Origin of the sequence: Streptococcus sp. IsoGale022, from assembly GCF_031142805.1 — a bacterium.
Classification (GTDB): Bacteria; Bacillota; Bacilli; order Lactobacillales; family Streptococcaceae; genus Streptococcus; species Streptococcus sanguinis_A.
The window spans coordinates 41,612-56,467 of record NZ_JAKZJI010000020.1 but is presented as its reverse complement, the minus strand read 5'-3'; the positions used below and the strand labels follow the sequence as shown (position 1 = coordinate 56,467).

At 45.1% G+C, this 14,856-nt stretch carries 11 protein-coding genes; 2 read left to right on the top strand and 9 right to left on the bottom strand.

The window, feature by feature from the left end; genetic code table 11:
- Window positions 1-85 precede the first annotated feature (85 nt).
- The 8 genes from gatB to RG608_RS10000 form a co-directional block, all read right to left on the bottom strand.
- Window positions 86-1,519, bottom strand: coding sequence for an Asp-tRNA(Asn)/Glu-tRNA(Gln) amidotransferase subunit GatB (gatB, locus tag RG608_RS10035; protein WP_308946936.1), 1,434 nt, complete (start codon window positions 1,517-1,519; stop codon window positions 86-88).
- On the bottom strand, window positions 1,519-2,985 hold the full coding sequence (gene gatA / locus RG608_RS10030) for an Asp-tRNA(Asn)/Glu-tRNA(Gln) amidotransferase subunit GatA (RefSeq protein ID WP_308946935.1): 1,467 nt from the start codon (window positions 2,983-2,985) through the stop codon (window positions 1,519-1,521). Before gatA ends, gatB begins: the two co-directional genes overlap by 1 nt.
- Window positions 2,985-3,287: an Asp-tRNA(Asn)/Glu-tRNA(Gln) amidotransferase subunit GatC gene (gene gatC / locus RG608_RS10025; RefSeq protein WP_308946934.1), complete on the bottom strand. Its 303-nt coding sequence runs from the start codon at window positions 3,285-3,287 to the stop codon at window positions 2,985-2,987. The genes gatA and gatC overlap by 1 nt, the downstream gene beginning before the upstream one ends.
- Window positions 3,288-3,490: 203 nt before the next feature.
- Window positions 3,491-5,227, bottom strand: coding sequence for an aspartate--tRNA ligase (aspS, locus tag RG608_RS10020; protein ID WP_308946933.1), 1,737 nt, complete (start codon window positions 5,225-5,227; stop codon window positions 3,491-3,493).
- A 311-nt stretch (window positions 5,228-5,538) separates the two neighbouring features.
- Window positions 5,539-6,096: a cysteine hydrolase family protein gene (locus RG608_RS10015; protein ID WP_268687285.1), complete on the bottom strand. Its 558-nt coding sequence runs from the start codon at window positions 6,094-6,096 to the stop codon at window positions 5,539-5,541.
- On the bottom strand, window positions 6,096-6,884 hold the full coding sequence (gene codY / locus RG608_RS10010; RefSeq protein WP_002903941.1) for a GTP-sensing pleiotropic transcriptional regulator CodY: 789 nt from the start codon (window positions 6,882-6,884) through the stop codon (window positions 6,096-6,098). The genes RG608_RS10015 and codY overlap by 1 nt, the downstream gene beginning before the upstream one ends.
- 201 nt (window positions 6,885-7,085) lie before the next feature.
- On the bottom strand, window positions 7,086-9,671 hold the full coding sequence (locus tag RG608_RS10005; RefSeq protein WP_374989837.1) for an SEC10/PgrA surface exclusion domain-containing protein: 2,586 nt from the start codon (window positions 9,669-9,671) through the stop codon (window positions 7,086-7,088).
- Between the two features lie 321 nt (window positions 9,672-9,992).
- Window positions 9,993-11,207 (bottom strand): pyridoxal phosphate-dependent aminotransferase, encoded by a 1,215-nt coding sequence (locus RG608_RS10000; protein ID WP_032908228.1) that lies wholly within the window; start codon window positions 11,205-11,207, stop codon window positions 9,993-9,995.
- 343 nt (window positions 11,208-11,550) lie between these two features.
- Here RG608_RS10000 and RG608_RS09995 point away from each other — a divergent pair, with 343 nt between their 5' ends.
- A complete protein-coding gene (locus RG608_RS09995; RefSeq protein WP_268687283.1) occupies window positions 11,551-12,003 on the top strand; it encodes a universal stress protein in 453 nt (150 codons plus the stop codon).
- 21 nt (window positions 12,004-12,024) lie between these two features.
- Here the strand turns inward: RG608_RS09995 and RG608_RS09990 are convergent, their stop codons facing one another.
- Window positions 12,025-13,416 carry a Cof-type HAD-IIB family hydrolase gene (locus RG608_RS09990; protein ID WP_308946938.1) on the bottom strand — a complete coding sequence of 464 codons (1,392 nt, stop codon included), beginning with the start codon at window positions 13,414-13,416 and terminating at the stop codon, window positions 12,025-12,027.
- A gap of 180 nt (window positions 13,417-13,596) precedes the next feature.
- Here RG608_RS09990 and RG608_RS09985 point away from each other — a divergent pair, with 180 nt between their 5' ends.
- Window positions 13,597-14,559 carry an asparaginase gene (locus RG608_RS09985; RefSeq protein ID WP_268687281.1) on the top strand — a complete coding sequence of 321 codons (963 nt, stop codon included), beginning with the start codon at window positions 13,597-13,599 and terminating at the stop codon, window positions 14,557-14,559.
- The last annotated feature ends 297 nt before the right edge of the window (window positions 14,560-14,856 follow it).

Genomic DNA, 14,856 nt, shown 5'->3' with positions numbered 1-14,856 from the left:
GTGCAGTACAGAACTAAATCCTTTCACTAATATTTTTTGTCTAACTTTTTGGGGTCAGTACACTTGACTGGTTTTCTACTTATTTCTACAATTTCTCCAACTCTTCATTGAGCAGTTTTTGTGCTACTTGTGGGTTGGCTTGCCCCTTAGTGGCCTTCATCAATTGACCGATCAGGGATTTAGCTGCATTCTTATTGCCGCCCTTATAGTCATTGATCGCTTTTTCATTGTTTGCAAATACTTCTTGGATGATTGGAAGAAGCTTGGCAGGGTCTGAGATTTGAATCAGACCTGCTTTCTGCACATACTCTTTAGCAGAGCCGCCATTTTTGGCCAAATGGACAAAGACCTTCTTAGCAATCTTAGAGGAAATCGTTCCGTCTGCAATCAGAGCAATCATCTCAGTCAGGTTCTCAGGTGTCAGCTCAATTTCAGAGATGGTCTTTACTTCGGCATTGAGATATTGCGCCACTTCTCCTTGGAGCCAGTTAGAGACAGCCTTAGCATCACCACCTGCGGCAACAGCTGCTTCAAAGAAGTCTGACACAGCCTTCGTCGCTGTCAGTTGTTTGGCATCGTAGTCAGACAGACCGTAGTCGCCCACATACTTGGCACGGCGTTCTTTTGGAAAGGCTGGCAGGCTACTGCGCACTTGCTCAATCCAATCATCTTCAATCTCAAAGATAGGCAGATCAGGCTCTGGGAAATAACGGTAGTCAGCCGATCCTTCCTTAACCCGCATGAGCAGGGTTTCGCCAGTCGCTTCATCATAACGACGGGTTTCCTGACGGATTTGACCGCCGCTGCGTAGGATTTCAGCCTGGCGTTTTTCCTCAAATGCTAGACCCTTGCGGACAAAGTTGAAGGAGTTGAGGTTTTTCAGCTCAGTCTTGGTACCAAATTCTTCCTGACCGTAAGGACGGATGGAAATATTAGCGTCAACCCGCATGGAGCCCTCTTCCATCTTGACATCAGAAATGCCCGTGTACTGGATGATTTCCTTGAGGGCAGTCAGATAGGCATAAGCTTCTTCTGGACTGCGCATATCTGCTTCCGATACAATCTCAATCAGCGGCACCCCTTGGCGGTTGAGGTCCACATAAGAGTAGCCATCGCTGCCATGGGTATTCTTTCCGGCATCTTCTTCCAAGTGAGCCCGCTCGATACGGATTTTTTTGGTCGTGCCATCTTCTAGCTCAATCTCAATCCAGCCATTGTAGCCAATCGGCTCATCAAACTGAGAAATCTGATAGGCTTTGGGATTGTCCGGATAGAAGTAATTCTTGCGGTCAAAGTGCATCTTCTGGTGAATATCCATGTTCAAGGCCAGAGCAGCCTTGATACCATAGTCAATAACACCTTTATTCATAACAGGCAGGACACCTGGGAAGGACCAGTCAATGATATTGGTGTTGGCATTTGGATCTTCACCAAAGTGAGCTGGAGCCGGTGAGAAAATTTTTGAATTGGTCTTCAATTCAACATGGACTTCCAGTCCGATAACTGTTTCAAAGTTCATTATTTTTCACCTCCAAAGATAACTGGCTGCTGTTTGTGATAGTCAGTCGTCGCTTCAAATGCTGCGGCTGCCTGATAGATGGTCGCTTCATCGAAGTGGTTACCAATCAGCTGCAGGCCGACAGGAAGACCGTCTGCAAAGCCAGCTGGGATTGAAATGCCCGGCAGGCCAGCCAGATTGACTGGAATGGTCAAAAGGTCAGCCAGATACATAGCCACTGGATCTTGGTTTTGACTGCCCAAGTCATAAGCAACAGTTGGTGCAGTTGGACCTAAAATCAAGTCATATTTCTCAAAAACCTTAGCAAAATCCTGCATAATCAAGGTCCGAACCTGACCAGCTTTCTTGAAGTAGGCATCGTAGTAGCCAGATGACAAACTGAAAGTTCCCAGCATGATCCGACGTTTCACCTCGTCACCAAAGCCTTCGCTACGAGATTTGACATAGACATCTTCTAGATTTTCAATGCCTTCTGCGCGATAGCCATAGCGAATACCGTCAAAACGCTGCAGGTTAGAGCTGGCTTCAGAAGAAGCAATAATATAGTAGACTGCCACGCCGTACTTGCTGTGAGGCAGGCTAACTTCTTCAACGATGGCTCCTAGACTTTCCAAGTGCTTCGCCGCTGCTAAAATAGTTTCCTTGACCTTGCTGTCAATTCCCTCACCCATGTATTCCTTAGGCAGGGCAATCTTCATCCCCTTAATGTCTTTGCCAATCTTGCTGGTAAAGTCTGGCACTGCCTCTTGTGATGATGTAGAGTCCTTAGGATCATTACCAGAAATAACATTCAGAAGCTGAGCATTTTCTTTAACAGTCTGTGAGAAAGGTCCTATCTGGTCTAAAGAAGAACCAAAGGCAATAAGACCAAAACGAGAAACCCGTCCGTAGGTTGGCTTGAGGCCGACTACACCGTTAAAGGAAGCCGGCTGACGAATGGAACCACCCGTATCTGAACCCAGTGACAGACGGACCTGACCAGAGGCAACAGCTGTTGCTGAACCACCAGATGATCCACCAGGAACCTTGCTGCTGTCCCAAGCATTCTTAGTCGTCTTAAAGTAGGAGTTTTCGCTGGATCCACCCATGGCAAACTCGTCCATGTTGGTCTTCCCGACGATAATCATGTCCTTACCGTAGAGCCTCTCCACGCTGGTCGCATCGAAAATCGGCTTGTAGTTGTAGAGGATCTTGGAAGCAGCCGTTGTCAAAATTCCCTTGGTTGAGATATTGTCCTTAACCGCCAGCGGAATTCCGCTCATAAAATTGTCAGCATCAATACCCTTAGCATCCAGAGCCGCAGCCTGAGCTAAAGCTTCCTCTTCGCTGACAGTAATGAAGCTGTCTACAGCTGCTTCACGTTCTTTGATGTCTGCCAAAGTTGCCTGAGTTAACTCTACCGCAGAAATTTCTTTCTTGACCAGCAAGTCGTGCAGTTCTTCAATGGTCTTGTGATTAAAAGTCATTAGGCATCTCCTCCGTCATCTAGGATGGCAGGCACTTTGATGTAGCCCCGCTCTTTTTCAGGTACATTTTGGAAAAGCTCTTCCCGGTTCCAGCCTGGCTGAGCCACATCTTCTCGCATATAGTTGATATTGGCAGCTACATTAGAAGTGAAAGGCACACCCTCCGTGTCCACTTCATTGAGCAATTCGATCATGTCAACAATCTTGGTTAATGTCGTCGCAAACTCAGCAGTTTCTTCTGGCGAAAAAGCCAGTTTTGACAGCTTAGCAACGTGACTTACTTCTTCTTGAGTAATCTTCATCTCTGATTCCTTTCATAAGATATGTGAGCTTTAGCGACTGAAAATAACAATTTCTAGATGACATCTTTATTTCCAAGCTTCAGCTCACCTTTACTTTGACAAGCTTGGGACGCTGATTTATTTGACATCCGCTAGCTCTTTTCTTCAGCTTCTTCCTGCTATTCTTCAGGAATTCGCATCATTTCATTTTACCATATTTCAGGCTAATTCTTCAATTCCAAATGCAGTTCTTTAAGCTGTCTTTGATCCACCAAACTTGGGCTTTCCAGCATAGGATCAAAGCCAGTACCATTTTTTGGAAAAGCGATGACTTGGCGGATATTTTCTTCCCCAGCCAAAATCATAACCAAGCGATCTAAGCCCAGAGCCAAGCCGCCGTGCGGTGGGAAGCCGTACTCTAAGGCTTCTAGGAAGAAACCAAAGTCCCGCTCATAGTCTTCCCGGCTCATGCCCAACAGCTCAAACATCGCTTCCTGAGCCTTCCGATTATGAATCCGCAGACTCCCTCCGCCAATCTCATAGCCGTTTAAGACGATGTCGTAAGCGTGGCTGCGAAATTGGTCTGGCTCTTGTCCATCTTCAAAGATTCCCTGTGTGAAAGGATGGTGCATGGCTTGATAGCGGTTTTGGTCTTCATTCCACTCCAGCAGCGGCCAATCCACAACCCAAAGAAAATGAAGCAGACTCGGGTCAATCAAATCTAAAGCTTTTGCGACTTCTATGCGTAGATGTCCCAAAGCTTCCTGAGCCTGACGCTTCTTAGCCATGACTAGCAGGATGAGATCTCCCTCCTTGGCCTCAAAACGCGCCAGCAACTCCTGACTCTCAGCCTCAAAGGTACTAGCCAAATCACCAACTAACTGGCCATTTTCAACCTTTAGACTGGCAAAACGACTGCAGCCAAATTCCTTCATTTCCTGATAGTAGTGACTCAGCTGTTTCTTGCTAAAAGCACTAGCCGCATCTGGAATACAGATTCCCATCACTTCCTCTTGATTATCCAAGGCTTTCTTGATGAGAAGAGAGTCATTGGACTGGCACAAATCCGTCAGATTCTTCAACTCTAAACCAAAGCGTGTATCTGGCTTATCAGAACCAAAGCGGCTCATAGCCTCTTCATAGCTGATAGTTGGAAAATCTTCTGTCAACTCTAAACCATGAGTTTTCTTGACGACAGCCTTGAGCATAGCTTCAACCAGAGCTCGGATTTCTTCTTCGCTGGCAAAACTCAGCTCTAAGTCCACCTGGGTAAACTCTGGCTGGCGATCGCCCCGCAGATCTTCGTCACGGAAGCAACGAACAATCTGATAATAGCGCTCGAGACCAGCTCCCATCAGTAACTGCTTGAGCATCTGCGGGCTCTGAGGCAGCGCATAGAATTGATTTTTAAAGACCCGACTAGGCACCAAGAAGTCTCTAGCCCCTTCAGGAGTTGACTTGGTCAGATAAGGCGTCTCCACTTCCAAAAAGTCCAAACTGTTCAAATATTCCCGAATGGTTGAGGTGACCTGGTGACGTAGTTTGAGGTTATGTGTCATCTTCTCACGGCGCAAGTCCAGGTAGCGGTATTTCTGACGCATGTCTTCCCCTGTATGGGCATGCTGATCTAGCTCAAAAGGCAATGCCTTGCTGCTAGCAATGACTTCAATTTTCTCAGCTCTAAGCTCAACCTGACCAGACTTGATAGCCTTGTTAACAAAGCGCTCTTCCCGCTGAACCACTTGCCCTGTCACTTCAATGACATCCTCTTTGCCAATGTCTTCCAGTTTAGCAAAATCTTCAATCTCACCGCCGACGAAGACCTGAAGCAAGCCCTCGCGGTCCCGCAATTCAATAAAGGCTAGTTTGCCGTGATTGCGGATATTGGCCACCCAGCCAGTTGCGGTCATGGTCTGTCCGACCTGCTCTAAACCATAGTTTCCGATAAAAATTTCTTTCATGTTCTTTCCCTCTCAAATCAATTTGTAGCTCCGCCCTGTTGTTCAGGATATTAGCAACATTTCCTCATCGTCTTCACCTGACCTACTGCAAAATAAAAAGCTTTCGTCTCTAAAACAGACGAAAGCCGTGGTACCACTGTTATTCGCTGCCCTAAAAGGCAGCCTCCGAGCTCGTAACGTGAGCGACGTTTGTGCTTGATCACACAAAAGATTACGAAACATGTTCTTCGGTTTTTGCTTTCTTGGTGCTGCTCTCAGCTATCAGCACTCTCTGTGCAAGTCAGCAAGCCTACTCTGCTTCTCTTTTACTCTTAAATTGTATCTATTATAGTCGAACCCAGAACATTTTGCAAGTGGTTTAAGGCAAATTTGTGATTTTCCTCTGACAGAGAAGCTACAGCTGGCTCTACCACCTGAATCTGATAACCAAGATTATAGGCATCAATCGCTGTATGCAAGACGCAAATATCCGTCAAGACTCCTGTCAAAATGACCGTATCTACCTTTCTTTCTCGCAGGCGGATATCTAAATCCGTACCAGAAAAGGCAGAATAATGGCGCTTATCCATCCAAAAGACCCGCGAGTCTGCTTGATGCTTGTCATAAAAATCAGCCAAAGGGCCATAAAGATTGCGACCGCTGGTCCCTTTGATATTGTGAGGCGGAAACAGCTTGCTTTCTGGGTGAAAGGCATCATTCTCATCATGGGCATCAATAGCAAAGAAGATATAATCTCCTCGGTCAAAAGCTGCCTCCGTCACTTGAGCAATGGCTTCAGAAATTACCTGAGCTGGCGCTCCTGCTGTCAGCTTGCCCTCATCTGCGACAAAATCAATTGTATAATCAATGGAAATCAGTGCTTTTGGCATTAGTAGTCCCTCTTTTTAATTTCATCAAAGACATCGGGAATCAGTACTTTCAGATAAGTTCCTTTCATCCCCAGCGAACGGCTTTCAATAATCCCAGCACTTTCCAGCTTACGCAAGGCATTGACAATCACTGAGCGGGTAATCCCAATGCGATCAGCAATGACAGACGCTGTCAGCTGGCCTTCATTGCCATTGAGCTCGCCCAGAATAGCTGAAACAGCCCTCAGTTCTGAATAAGACAGGGTATTGACTGCCATGGTCACTGCCGTCCGGCGGCGGATATTTTTCTCATCCTCTTCCCGCTGGAAGTTAAGCAGCTGGATACCAACCACTGTGCTGGCAATCTCAATCAAAATCAGATCATCGTCCGCAAATTCCTTGTCATTGCGCCAGATAATCAGTGAGCCTAGACGAATCCCTGAAACATGGATAGGGGCAATGGTTGTCAACCCATCCGGAAACTCATCCTTGGTCTCCACTGGGAAAATCGTCAAATCATGTGCAACTGGCAGATTAGCCTCTGTTTCATAGACCAGATTGGCTTCGTGAACGTATTCCTCTGGGAAATTCTTATCCTGGAAAAAAGCTTCCACTCGGTCATTATTGGTCTTATAGCGCATGAAATAACCTAAAAGACGGCCCTTGCTATTGATAATGCAGGCATTGCAGTGGATAATATCAGCCAACTGGCGCGTAATAGCATTGTAGGGTAGCTCTTCCTGCATCTGCTCCTCCGAGCGCTTCAAAATTGACGTAATTTTTCGTGTTTTTTCTAGTAAATTGGCCATGTTTTTACCTCGTATTTATTGGTTTCATTGTATCATAAATGTAGTGAATTTTCAATAATTATCTGAAAATTTTTTATTGAAAAACAATTACATACAATTCGATAAAATAAAGAATTTTTCAAGTATATGACTTGATATATCAAGCCATATTAAACAAAAAACAGTCAAATATTTGACTGTTTTTGATTGATTTTGTTCTTTCTAATCAAGAGAACGTTTCTTGTAGAACAATTTCATAGCCATGAGGAGAAGCATTTGGCCTGCTAGAAGAAGCCAAGAAGAGTTTTCTCCTGTCTTAGGTAAGACAGGACCTGAAGCAACTGCCTGTTTATGGTTTACAGGGCTAGCACTTCCAGCAGTTCCAGTCGTTCCAAGAGCTGTATGCTGAGGAGCTCTTGCTTGTCCAGTAAGCGATGAGCGAGCGAAGCGCTCCTCTGTATGAGCCAAAACAGACTGGTAATAGCGAATATCTTCTTCCTTATTTTGTTCAGCATAAGTTTGAGCTAGCAAGTCGTATGTAGCCTTAGCTTGTGCTTGAACTGCAGTTAAAACTGCTACTTTTGCTTCTTGATCTGTTTGAGCTGTAAGAGCCGCTTGGTAAGCTGCCTGAGCTGCGGCTAGCTTGCTTTTAGCTTGTTCCAAGTTTTCTTCTGCATTTTCAAGATTTGACAATGACTCTTTAGCTGTTTGCAAGGCTGCTTCAGCATCTGTAACAGCTTTTTCAAGGTTAGTCTTTCTTTCTTTGACTGCATTCAAAGCTGCTTCTAGCTGAGCCAACTTATCTGATTCAGTTTTTAGAGCTTCTTGAGCTGCGGCAACTTTTGCTTGAACAGCAGTCAGAGCTGCTTGAGCCTGAGTTAATTTGTCCGCTTTAGTCTTGTCATCCAAGTTTGAGTTTTGCAGGGCCGCTTGTGCTGCTGCCAAAGCTGCTTGATCAGCTACCAACTTCTCTTGAGCTGCGGCAAGAGCTGCTTGAGCCTGAGCAGTTGCTGACTCACCTGCTTGAGCTTGCGCCTGAGCCAGTTGCTGGTTGGCTTGCTCTAAAGCTGCAGCTCTCCGATTATAAGTAGACTGGGCAACTCCCTTAGATGCCAGAGCCAGTTGATTGGCCTTGAAGGCAGCATCATAGGCTGTTTGAGCCTTGGCTACTTCCTGCGGATCTACTTTTGCTGTTGGAGCTTTTCCTGTAATAGGGCTGGCATTGAAGTTCTTTTTGCTAGCATATTTGACTTGATCTTCTGACACCATGGTGAAATGAGCCATAGTGATGTCGCCTTCCATTGAGAAATCAACTCCTAGATAATTTTTCTGGCGACCAGTATTGAGACCAGAGATTGATGTAGCATGCAGCCATTCGTAGCCATTGAACATGAATTCAACAACAGAATCATAGACCCGTCGCTTCATTTCAGCCACACTCATCTGATTAGCATTTTCTCTCCAGATGTAGGCGTTTTCATAGTACTGGAGACCTTTACTCTCCTGCTCAGCACTTGTGGTCATCAAACCATATTCACGCGCTACTCGGTTAATTCCTCGAGCGTCGTGATGGTATTTCTCCATCAAGTCCCAGTTCCAGTTGTCTTTGCGGTATTCTGTTGCTACTTTATCAGCGAAATCAATTGAAGATGGTGTCACAACTACTTCACCTGTTCCCATCTGAGCACGCAGCTGGTTGATGAGTTCTGAAGCAAACTGTGAAAGTTCCTGACGAACATTCTGTGGAATATTGTTGGTATCAATCAAAGCTTTGCTATCTGTAGGATCTGCTACGTAACGATTGAGAGCCTTAGCACTAGCATTCAGTGCAGCTAGTCTCTTTTGAATCTCATTAGTTTTTTGCTCTGATAAATTCGGTGCAATTAGCTCTCTCAAGGCTGCAATGTATTCCAGAGTCATTGACACACGGTTTTTATTGCTAGAAGCTTCAGTAGTAATCGTTCCAGCTTGAGCCTTTTTCAAAGCCTGTTGAGCTTGGTTCAAGTCTGACTGGGTCTTCTCAGCTGCAGCAGTTTTATCCTGCAAGTTCTTCTGAGCAGCATCACGAGCCGTCTTAGCCTGAGTCTGGTTAGTCTGAGATTTTGTTACCTCAGCCTGCTTCTGACTGTCAGTCTGGCGAGCTGTAGCTACTTTTGATTGAGCTGTTTCAACAGCAGACTGGTCAGCTGCCACCTTATCTTGGGCTGCTTTCACATTCTTTTCTGCCTTAGCTGTAGCTTCACCGCTTAGGTTAGCCTGAGCTTCCTTCACATCATTTTGAGCTTTAGCAAGGCGTCCTTCTTGAGTTTTCGCTTGCTCTTGAGCTTCTTTAGTCTTAGCTGCCTGAGCATCGCGCTCAGCTTGAGCCGTCTTGGTTGCTTGGTCAGCTTTAGCCAGTTCTGACTTGTTGCTGTCCACTTGAGCTTTTTGATTGCTCTCTTCTTGCTTAGCTGTTTCAATAGCTTCCGGACCAGCTTTATCAGCTGCCTCCTGTGCCCGGTTAGCTTCAGCTTGTGCTTGCTCGACCTGACTTTGAGCCGCAGCAGTATTTGCCTGAGCTTGAGCCAAATCAGCTTTCCCTTGTGCAACATTGCTGTCGGCTTCTTGTACAAGAGCCTGAGCAGCGTCTACCTGTTCTTTCGAAACAGATTCATCCTTCTGTGTGTTTTCTGCCTGTGGTTGGCTTTGACTAACGGGCGCATCAGAATAAGACTGATTATCAACTAATTGATCAGCCTGAACTCCTTCTGCGAGCACCAAAGACAATGCCGCTGCACTGACAGAAAAAGCACTAAGTGTCTTTTTCATTGTCAATATAATCTCCTCCACTTTTTCATCATTGTTTAAAACATTGACAAACACATTCTATCACGTTTGTCTTCAAGAAGGAAGACGCTAACACATTTTTTTAAGCATTTTTGGACAGATGCATAAAAAATGTTGGACAAAATCCTAAAAAATGTCGGTAAAACCGCCTATAATTTTTACCAATCGATCTCAAATTCGGTTTTCAGAGCATCTTAATTTTTTTATTTTTGCAATTCAAAGATAGCCATCAAACTAAAAAATATGTAGGATAGATAAGAAAAAGACCGGAATATTTTCCAGCCTTTTTATAACATCCGCTTATTAACGGCGATATTGGCGCAAGAAGCGCGTCATTTTTTCTTGGATTTGAGCTAGCTCATCTACTCGAGGCAGATAAACGATGCGGAAATGATCTGGGTCCTTCCAGTTAAAGCCTCGTCCATGGACGAGAAGGACTTTTTCTTGCTTGAGGAAATTGAGCACAAACTGCTCATCATCGTCGATGCGATACATGTTCCGGTCAATTTTCGGGAAAATATAGAGACCAGCTTTAGGCTTAACAGCTGACAGCCCCGGGATGTCCTGAATAGCCTGATAGATGAAATTACGCTGTTCATAGATACGACCACCTGGCAAGAGCAGTTCATCCACAGATTGATGACCGCCAAGTGAGGTTTGGACGACTTGTTGAGCCAAGACATTGGAGCACAGGCGCATGTTGGAGAGCATATTCAGCCCTTCAATATAGCCCTTAACATGATGCTTAGGCCCAGATAGTACCATCCAGCCAACACGGAAGCCTGCAATGCGGTGCGACTTAGAAAGACCATTCATACTGACACAGAAGATATCAGGAGCCAGACTAGCCACAGACGTATGGACATTGCCATCCATCACCATGCGGTCATAGATTTCATCTGCAAAAATAATGAGATTATTTTGGCGAGCAATTTCTACAATTTCCAGAAGAAGTTCCTTAGGATAAAGTGCCCCCGTTGGATTGTTAGGGTTGATGATAATGATAGCCTTGGTATTAGATGTGATTTTTGACTTGATATCGTCAATATCTGGATACCATTCTGCCTGCTCATCACAGACATAGTGAACAGCATTCCCACCAGCCAGACTGACTGCAGCCGTCCAGAGCGGGTAATCTGGCATCGGTACCAGCACCTCGTCACCGTCATCAAGCAGTCCTTGCATGGACATGACAATCAGCTCGCTGACGCCATTTCCCAGATAAATGTCATCAATATCTACATTAGGAAAATTCTTAAGCTGGCAATACTGCATAATGGCTTTACGGGCTGAAAAAATTCCCTTGGAGTCAGAGTAGCCCTCACTGTCACGCGCATTCATAATCAAGTCATGAATGACCTCATCTGGAGCGGTAAAACCAAATTCAGCCGGATTCCCTGTATTGAGGCGGAGAATCTTTTCACCATTGGCCCGCATGCGCATAGCTTCATCCAAAACTGGACCGCGAATATCATAGGCAACATGTTCCAGCTTGCTGGACTTGTCAAATTCTTTCATTCTTATTTTTCCTCTATTCATCAGAATGTTATCATTATACCACCAGAAAAAGCGATTGACAACAAAAAATAAACTCACTTTTCATGTAATTAAAAAGAGAATCATAGGATACAAAGCGCCATTCTCCTTCTAATTCCTCAAAGTAACGGACTCTTTCTCAGCTTGCAATTTTCTGACAGCATTTCCATTTTATCTTTACTTTTTTTCTGAAAAGGGTTACAATAGAAACAAGAAAATAGTTGCAAATCACTCGGACGTTATGGACTGATTGATTTTTGGTCAGCCCAATCATTCTGTGAATGATGCGACGTCCTTTGCCGACCATTTTAGAGGAGGTAGCTCTATGACTCAGAAATATGAAAACATTATGGTTGCTGTGGACGGTTCTTACGAATCCGAACTAGCCTTTGAAAAGGGCGTTAACGTAGCTCTCCGAAACGGCTCTCGTCTCACCATCGCCCATGTCATTGATACCCGAGCTTTGCAAAGTGTCTCAACCTTTGATGCAGATGTCTATGAGGACTTGCAGGAAGATGCCAAAAAGCTGACAGCAGAGCTAAAAGAAAAGGCTCAAAAATCCGGTATCAAGTATGTTGACATTGTCATTGAGATGGGCAATCCCAAGACTCTCTTGGCTACAGATATCCCAGAAGAGCACAAGGTAGATCTGATCATGGTTGGTGCTACCGGCCTCAATGCCTTTGAACGGCTTCTAGTCGGATCGTCCTCCGAATACATCCTGCGCCACGCCAAGGTTGACTTGCTGGTGGTCAGAGACCCAGAAAAAACTTTATAAAAACTAGAGCAGACATCTGCTCTAGTTTTCTTCTTTCTGCTCTATGGTACGCTGGTAGGCCTGAATCTGTCGTTCTAGTTCTTCTTTGATAGCTCCTTCGGGAGCGTATTTTTCTTCCCAATCATCTGGTTTAAGAATTTTATGGGTGACGGGGTCAAAGTGAGCCTTCCCGTCTGGGAAAATTTTGCCCATATTAGCCCGATGGACAATATCGAACAGCTGCTCTGGATCCACTCCCATCAGGACAAAACTGCCATAAGTAAAGTAAAGAGTATCAATCAAGGCATCTACCTGACCAACCAGAGAAACCTCAGCCTGACTCTTGGAGCAAACCTTGTCGGCAGCCTTGTCAAGCGCCTGATGAAGGTAAGCTACAGAGCTATCAAAATCTTCCTCTGAGTTACTAGCTGCCCGCAGAAACTCGACCAGCTCTTCCAGCTTGAAGCCTGCCCGATAGCGAGCGTCCTGAGGCGACCAAGCAATCGGCTCTTCTTGAGTACTTTCATCCATGACACTATGGAACTCTTTAACCTTATTAAAGTGATGGTCACTGCTGGTAAAGACCTTTTCCCTCGCTAGGATACCAAAATGCTCCAGAGCCTTGTGAATCCCATCCTGACTATTGCTGGTGGTTGTGTGCTTGGCCACTTCCTTGACCGAGCTGGTTCCATTTCCCATAGCAATAGAGAGACCAACTCCTGATAGCATTTCCAAGTCATTGTCAGAGTCACCGAAGGCCATGACCTGATGAATGTCAAAGCCATATTCCTTTCCAACTCGGCGAATCCCCTCTAGCTTAGACGTGTCTTTATTGATAATATCCACCGCATAGGGGCTGCTGCGGGTAAATTTCAAATCAGGGAAGTCTGCTTCAATCTTACGGCTTTCTTCTGGACTGGCCAAAATCAAAGCTTGGTAAATCGGCTCCTGAATCAGCTGCAGGAGATCCTTTTCATGCTGGGGCAGCGCCTTGCTGATGACCTTATTAAATCCATGACTGACTGTTCGCGCCATTCTCTTAGGGATGAAGCGGCTAGTCCACTGGGAGAAAGGGCTCATGCCGAAGGACATAATCTTGGAGCCCAGCATAGCCTCAGCCGTCCCCAAAGAAATTTCTTTCCGATGCTTCTTAGCATAGGCGATTAAATCCCGTAAACTCTGCTTGTCAATGGGACTGGCAGAAATTACCCTGTCTCTTGAAAAAATATACTGGCCATTGTAGGTCACAGCAAAGTCTAAGTCCAATTGCTCCATAAAAGGTTTGACAAAGAACGGACCGCGGCCGGTTGCCAAACCGACCAATATTCCTTGCTCCTTTAAACTATGAATAGCCTTTTCTGTAGATTTCAAAACCGTTCGACTGTCATTGACCAGTGTCCCATCAATATCAAAAAAGACGGCCTTTACTTCCATTGATTTTCTCATTCTTTCCTTTTATGATACAATAAATTATAACACAAAAATGACATACAATCACATGAATTGCAGAAAAGAAAAGCTGGAGTAATATCTATGCAACAGGATTGAAAACTCTATGAAAACAGAATGTAAGTTTTTAGATCTGCATCATAACTACAAGGAGAAAAAGGATTTATGACAAAGAAAATCTTGGTCCTGCACACAGGAGGAACCATTTCCATGCAGGCTGACGGCTCTGGGGCTGTTGTCACCAACGCTGATAACCCTATGAACCATGTGACAGTTCCGCTTGAAGGGATTGAGACAGAAGTCATTGACTTTTTTAATATTCCCAGTCCTCATATCACACCCCAGCACATGCTCAAACTTTACCAAAAAATCAAAGCCAGTGCTGACCAATTTGACGGGGTGGTCATTACTCATGGGACAGACACTTTAGAAGAGACGGCTTACTTTCTGGATACTATGCAGCTGCCGAAGATTCCGGTCGTTCTGACCGGGGCTATGCGCAGTTCCAATGAGCTGGGGAGCGATGGAGTCTATAACTACCTGACAGCCCTGCGGGTGGCTAGTGATGAAAAAGCCAGTGATAAAGGCGTGCTTGTCGTTATGAATGACGAGGCACATGCTGCCAAGTATGTGACCAAGACCCACACGACCAATGTCAGCACCTTCCAGACGCCGACTCACGGACCGCTTGGCTTGATTATGAAACAAGAGATTCTCTATTTTAAGACAGCAGAGCCTCGGGTCCGCTTTGACTTGAACAGCATTTCTGGTCTAGTGCCCATCATTCCAGCTTATGCGGGCATGAAGACTGAACTGCTGGACATGCTGGATTTAGACAAGATAGACGGCCTCATCATAGAGGCATTCGGTGCTGGCAATCTTCCTAAAGAAGTGGCGGACAAACTGGCTGATATGATAGCAGTCGGACTGCCAATCGCTCTGGTCTCTCGCTGCTTTAACGGGATTGCTGAGCCAGTCTATGCTTATGAAGGAGGCGGCGTTCAGCTGCACCAGGCTGGTATCTTCTTCGTCAAAGAACTCAATGCCCAAAAAGCCAGAATCAAACTGCTCATCGCCCTGAATGCTGGACTAAAAGGCCAAGAACTTCGGGATTATATGGAAGGCTGAAAAAATCCCTATTTATTTTCTTTAAATCAAAAAGTGCTAAGTTTGCTTAGCACTTTTTTGACTCTTTCATATTCTAACACTGGGAAAACTTCATTGAATCGCTGGACTTAGAAGATTACCTCAAACAGAGACTCTAGAATTTCAAAAATATAATCACTTACCATAGGTCACCACCATTTTCTGAGCTGGCTTAAATGTCTTCGGATAGTGGACTTTGATTGTAACTTTCATAGCTTTTACCTCGTTTATCATTAATTCTTTAAGAGCAAAAACGAAACTCTTGGCGCGTTTGACCTC

What these genes read in the sequence shown, in the direction of transcription:
- RG608_RS10000 (WP_032908228.1), bottom strand. Translation starts at nt 11,207, where the DNA reads ATGAAAGAATTTGACAAGTCCAGCAAGCTGGAACATGTTGCCTATGAT.
- gatB (WP_308946936.1), bottom strand. Translation starts at nt 1,519, where the DNA reads ATGAACTTTGAAACAGTTATCGGACTGGAAGTCCATGTTGAATTGAAG.
- RG608_RS10005 (WP_374989837.1), bottom strand. Translation starts at nt 9,671, where the DNA reads ATGAAAAAGACACTTAGTGCTTTTTCTGTCAGTGCAGCGGCATTGTCT.
- aspS (WP_308946933.1), bottom strand. Translation starts at nt 5,227, where the DNA reads ATGAAAGAAATTTTTATCGGAAACTATGGTTTAGAGCAGGTCGGACAG.
- RG608_RS10015 (WP_268687285.1), bottom strand. Translation starts at nt 6,096, where the DNA reads ATGCCAAAAGCACTGATTTCCATTGATTATACAATTGATTTTGTCGCA.
- RG608_RS09995 (WP_268687283.1), top strand. Translation starts at nt 11,551, where the DNA reads ATGACTCAGAAATATGAAAACATTATGGTTGCTGTGGACGGTTCTTAC.
- RG608_RS09985 (WP_268687281.1), top strand. Translation starts at nt 13,597, where the DNA reads ATGACAAAGAAAATCTTGGTCCTGCACACAGGAGGAACCATTTCCATG.
- codY (WP_002903941.1), bottom strand. Translation starts at nt 6,884, where the DNA reads ATGGCCAATTTACTAGAAAAAACACGAAAAATTACGTCAATTTTGAAG.
- gatA (WP_308946935.1), bottom strand. Translation starts at nt 2,985, where the DNA reads ATGACTTTTAATCACAAGACCATTGAAGAACTGCACGACTTGCTGGTC.
- gatC (WP_308946934.1), bottom strand. Translation starts at nt 3,287, where the DNA reads ATGAAGATTACTCAAGAAGAAGTAAGTCACGTTGCTAAGCTGTCAAAA.
- RG608_RS09990 (WP_308946938.1), bottom strand. Translation starts at nt 13,416, where the DNA reads ATGGAAGTAAAGGCCGTCTTTTTTGATATTGATGGGACACTGGTCAAT.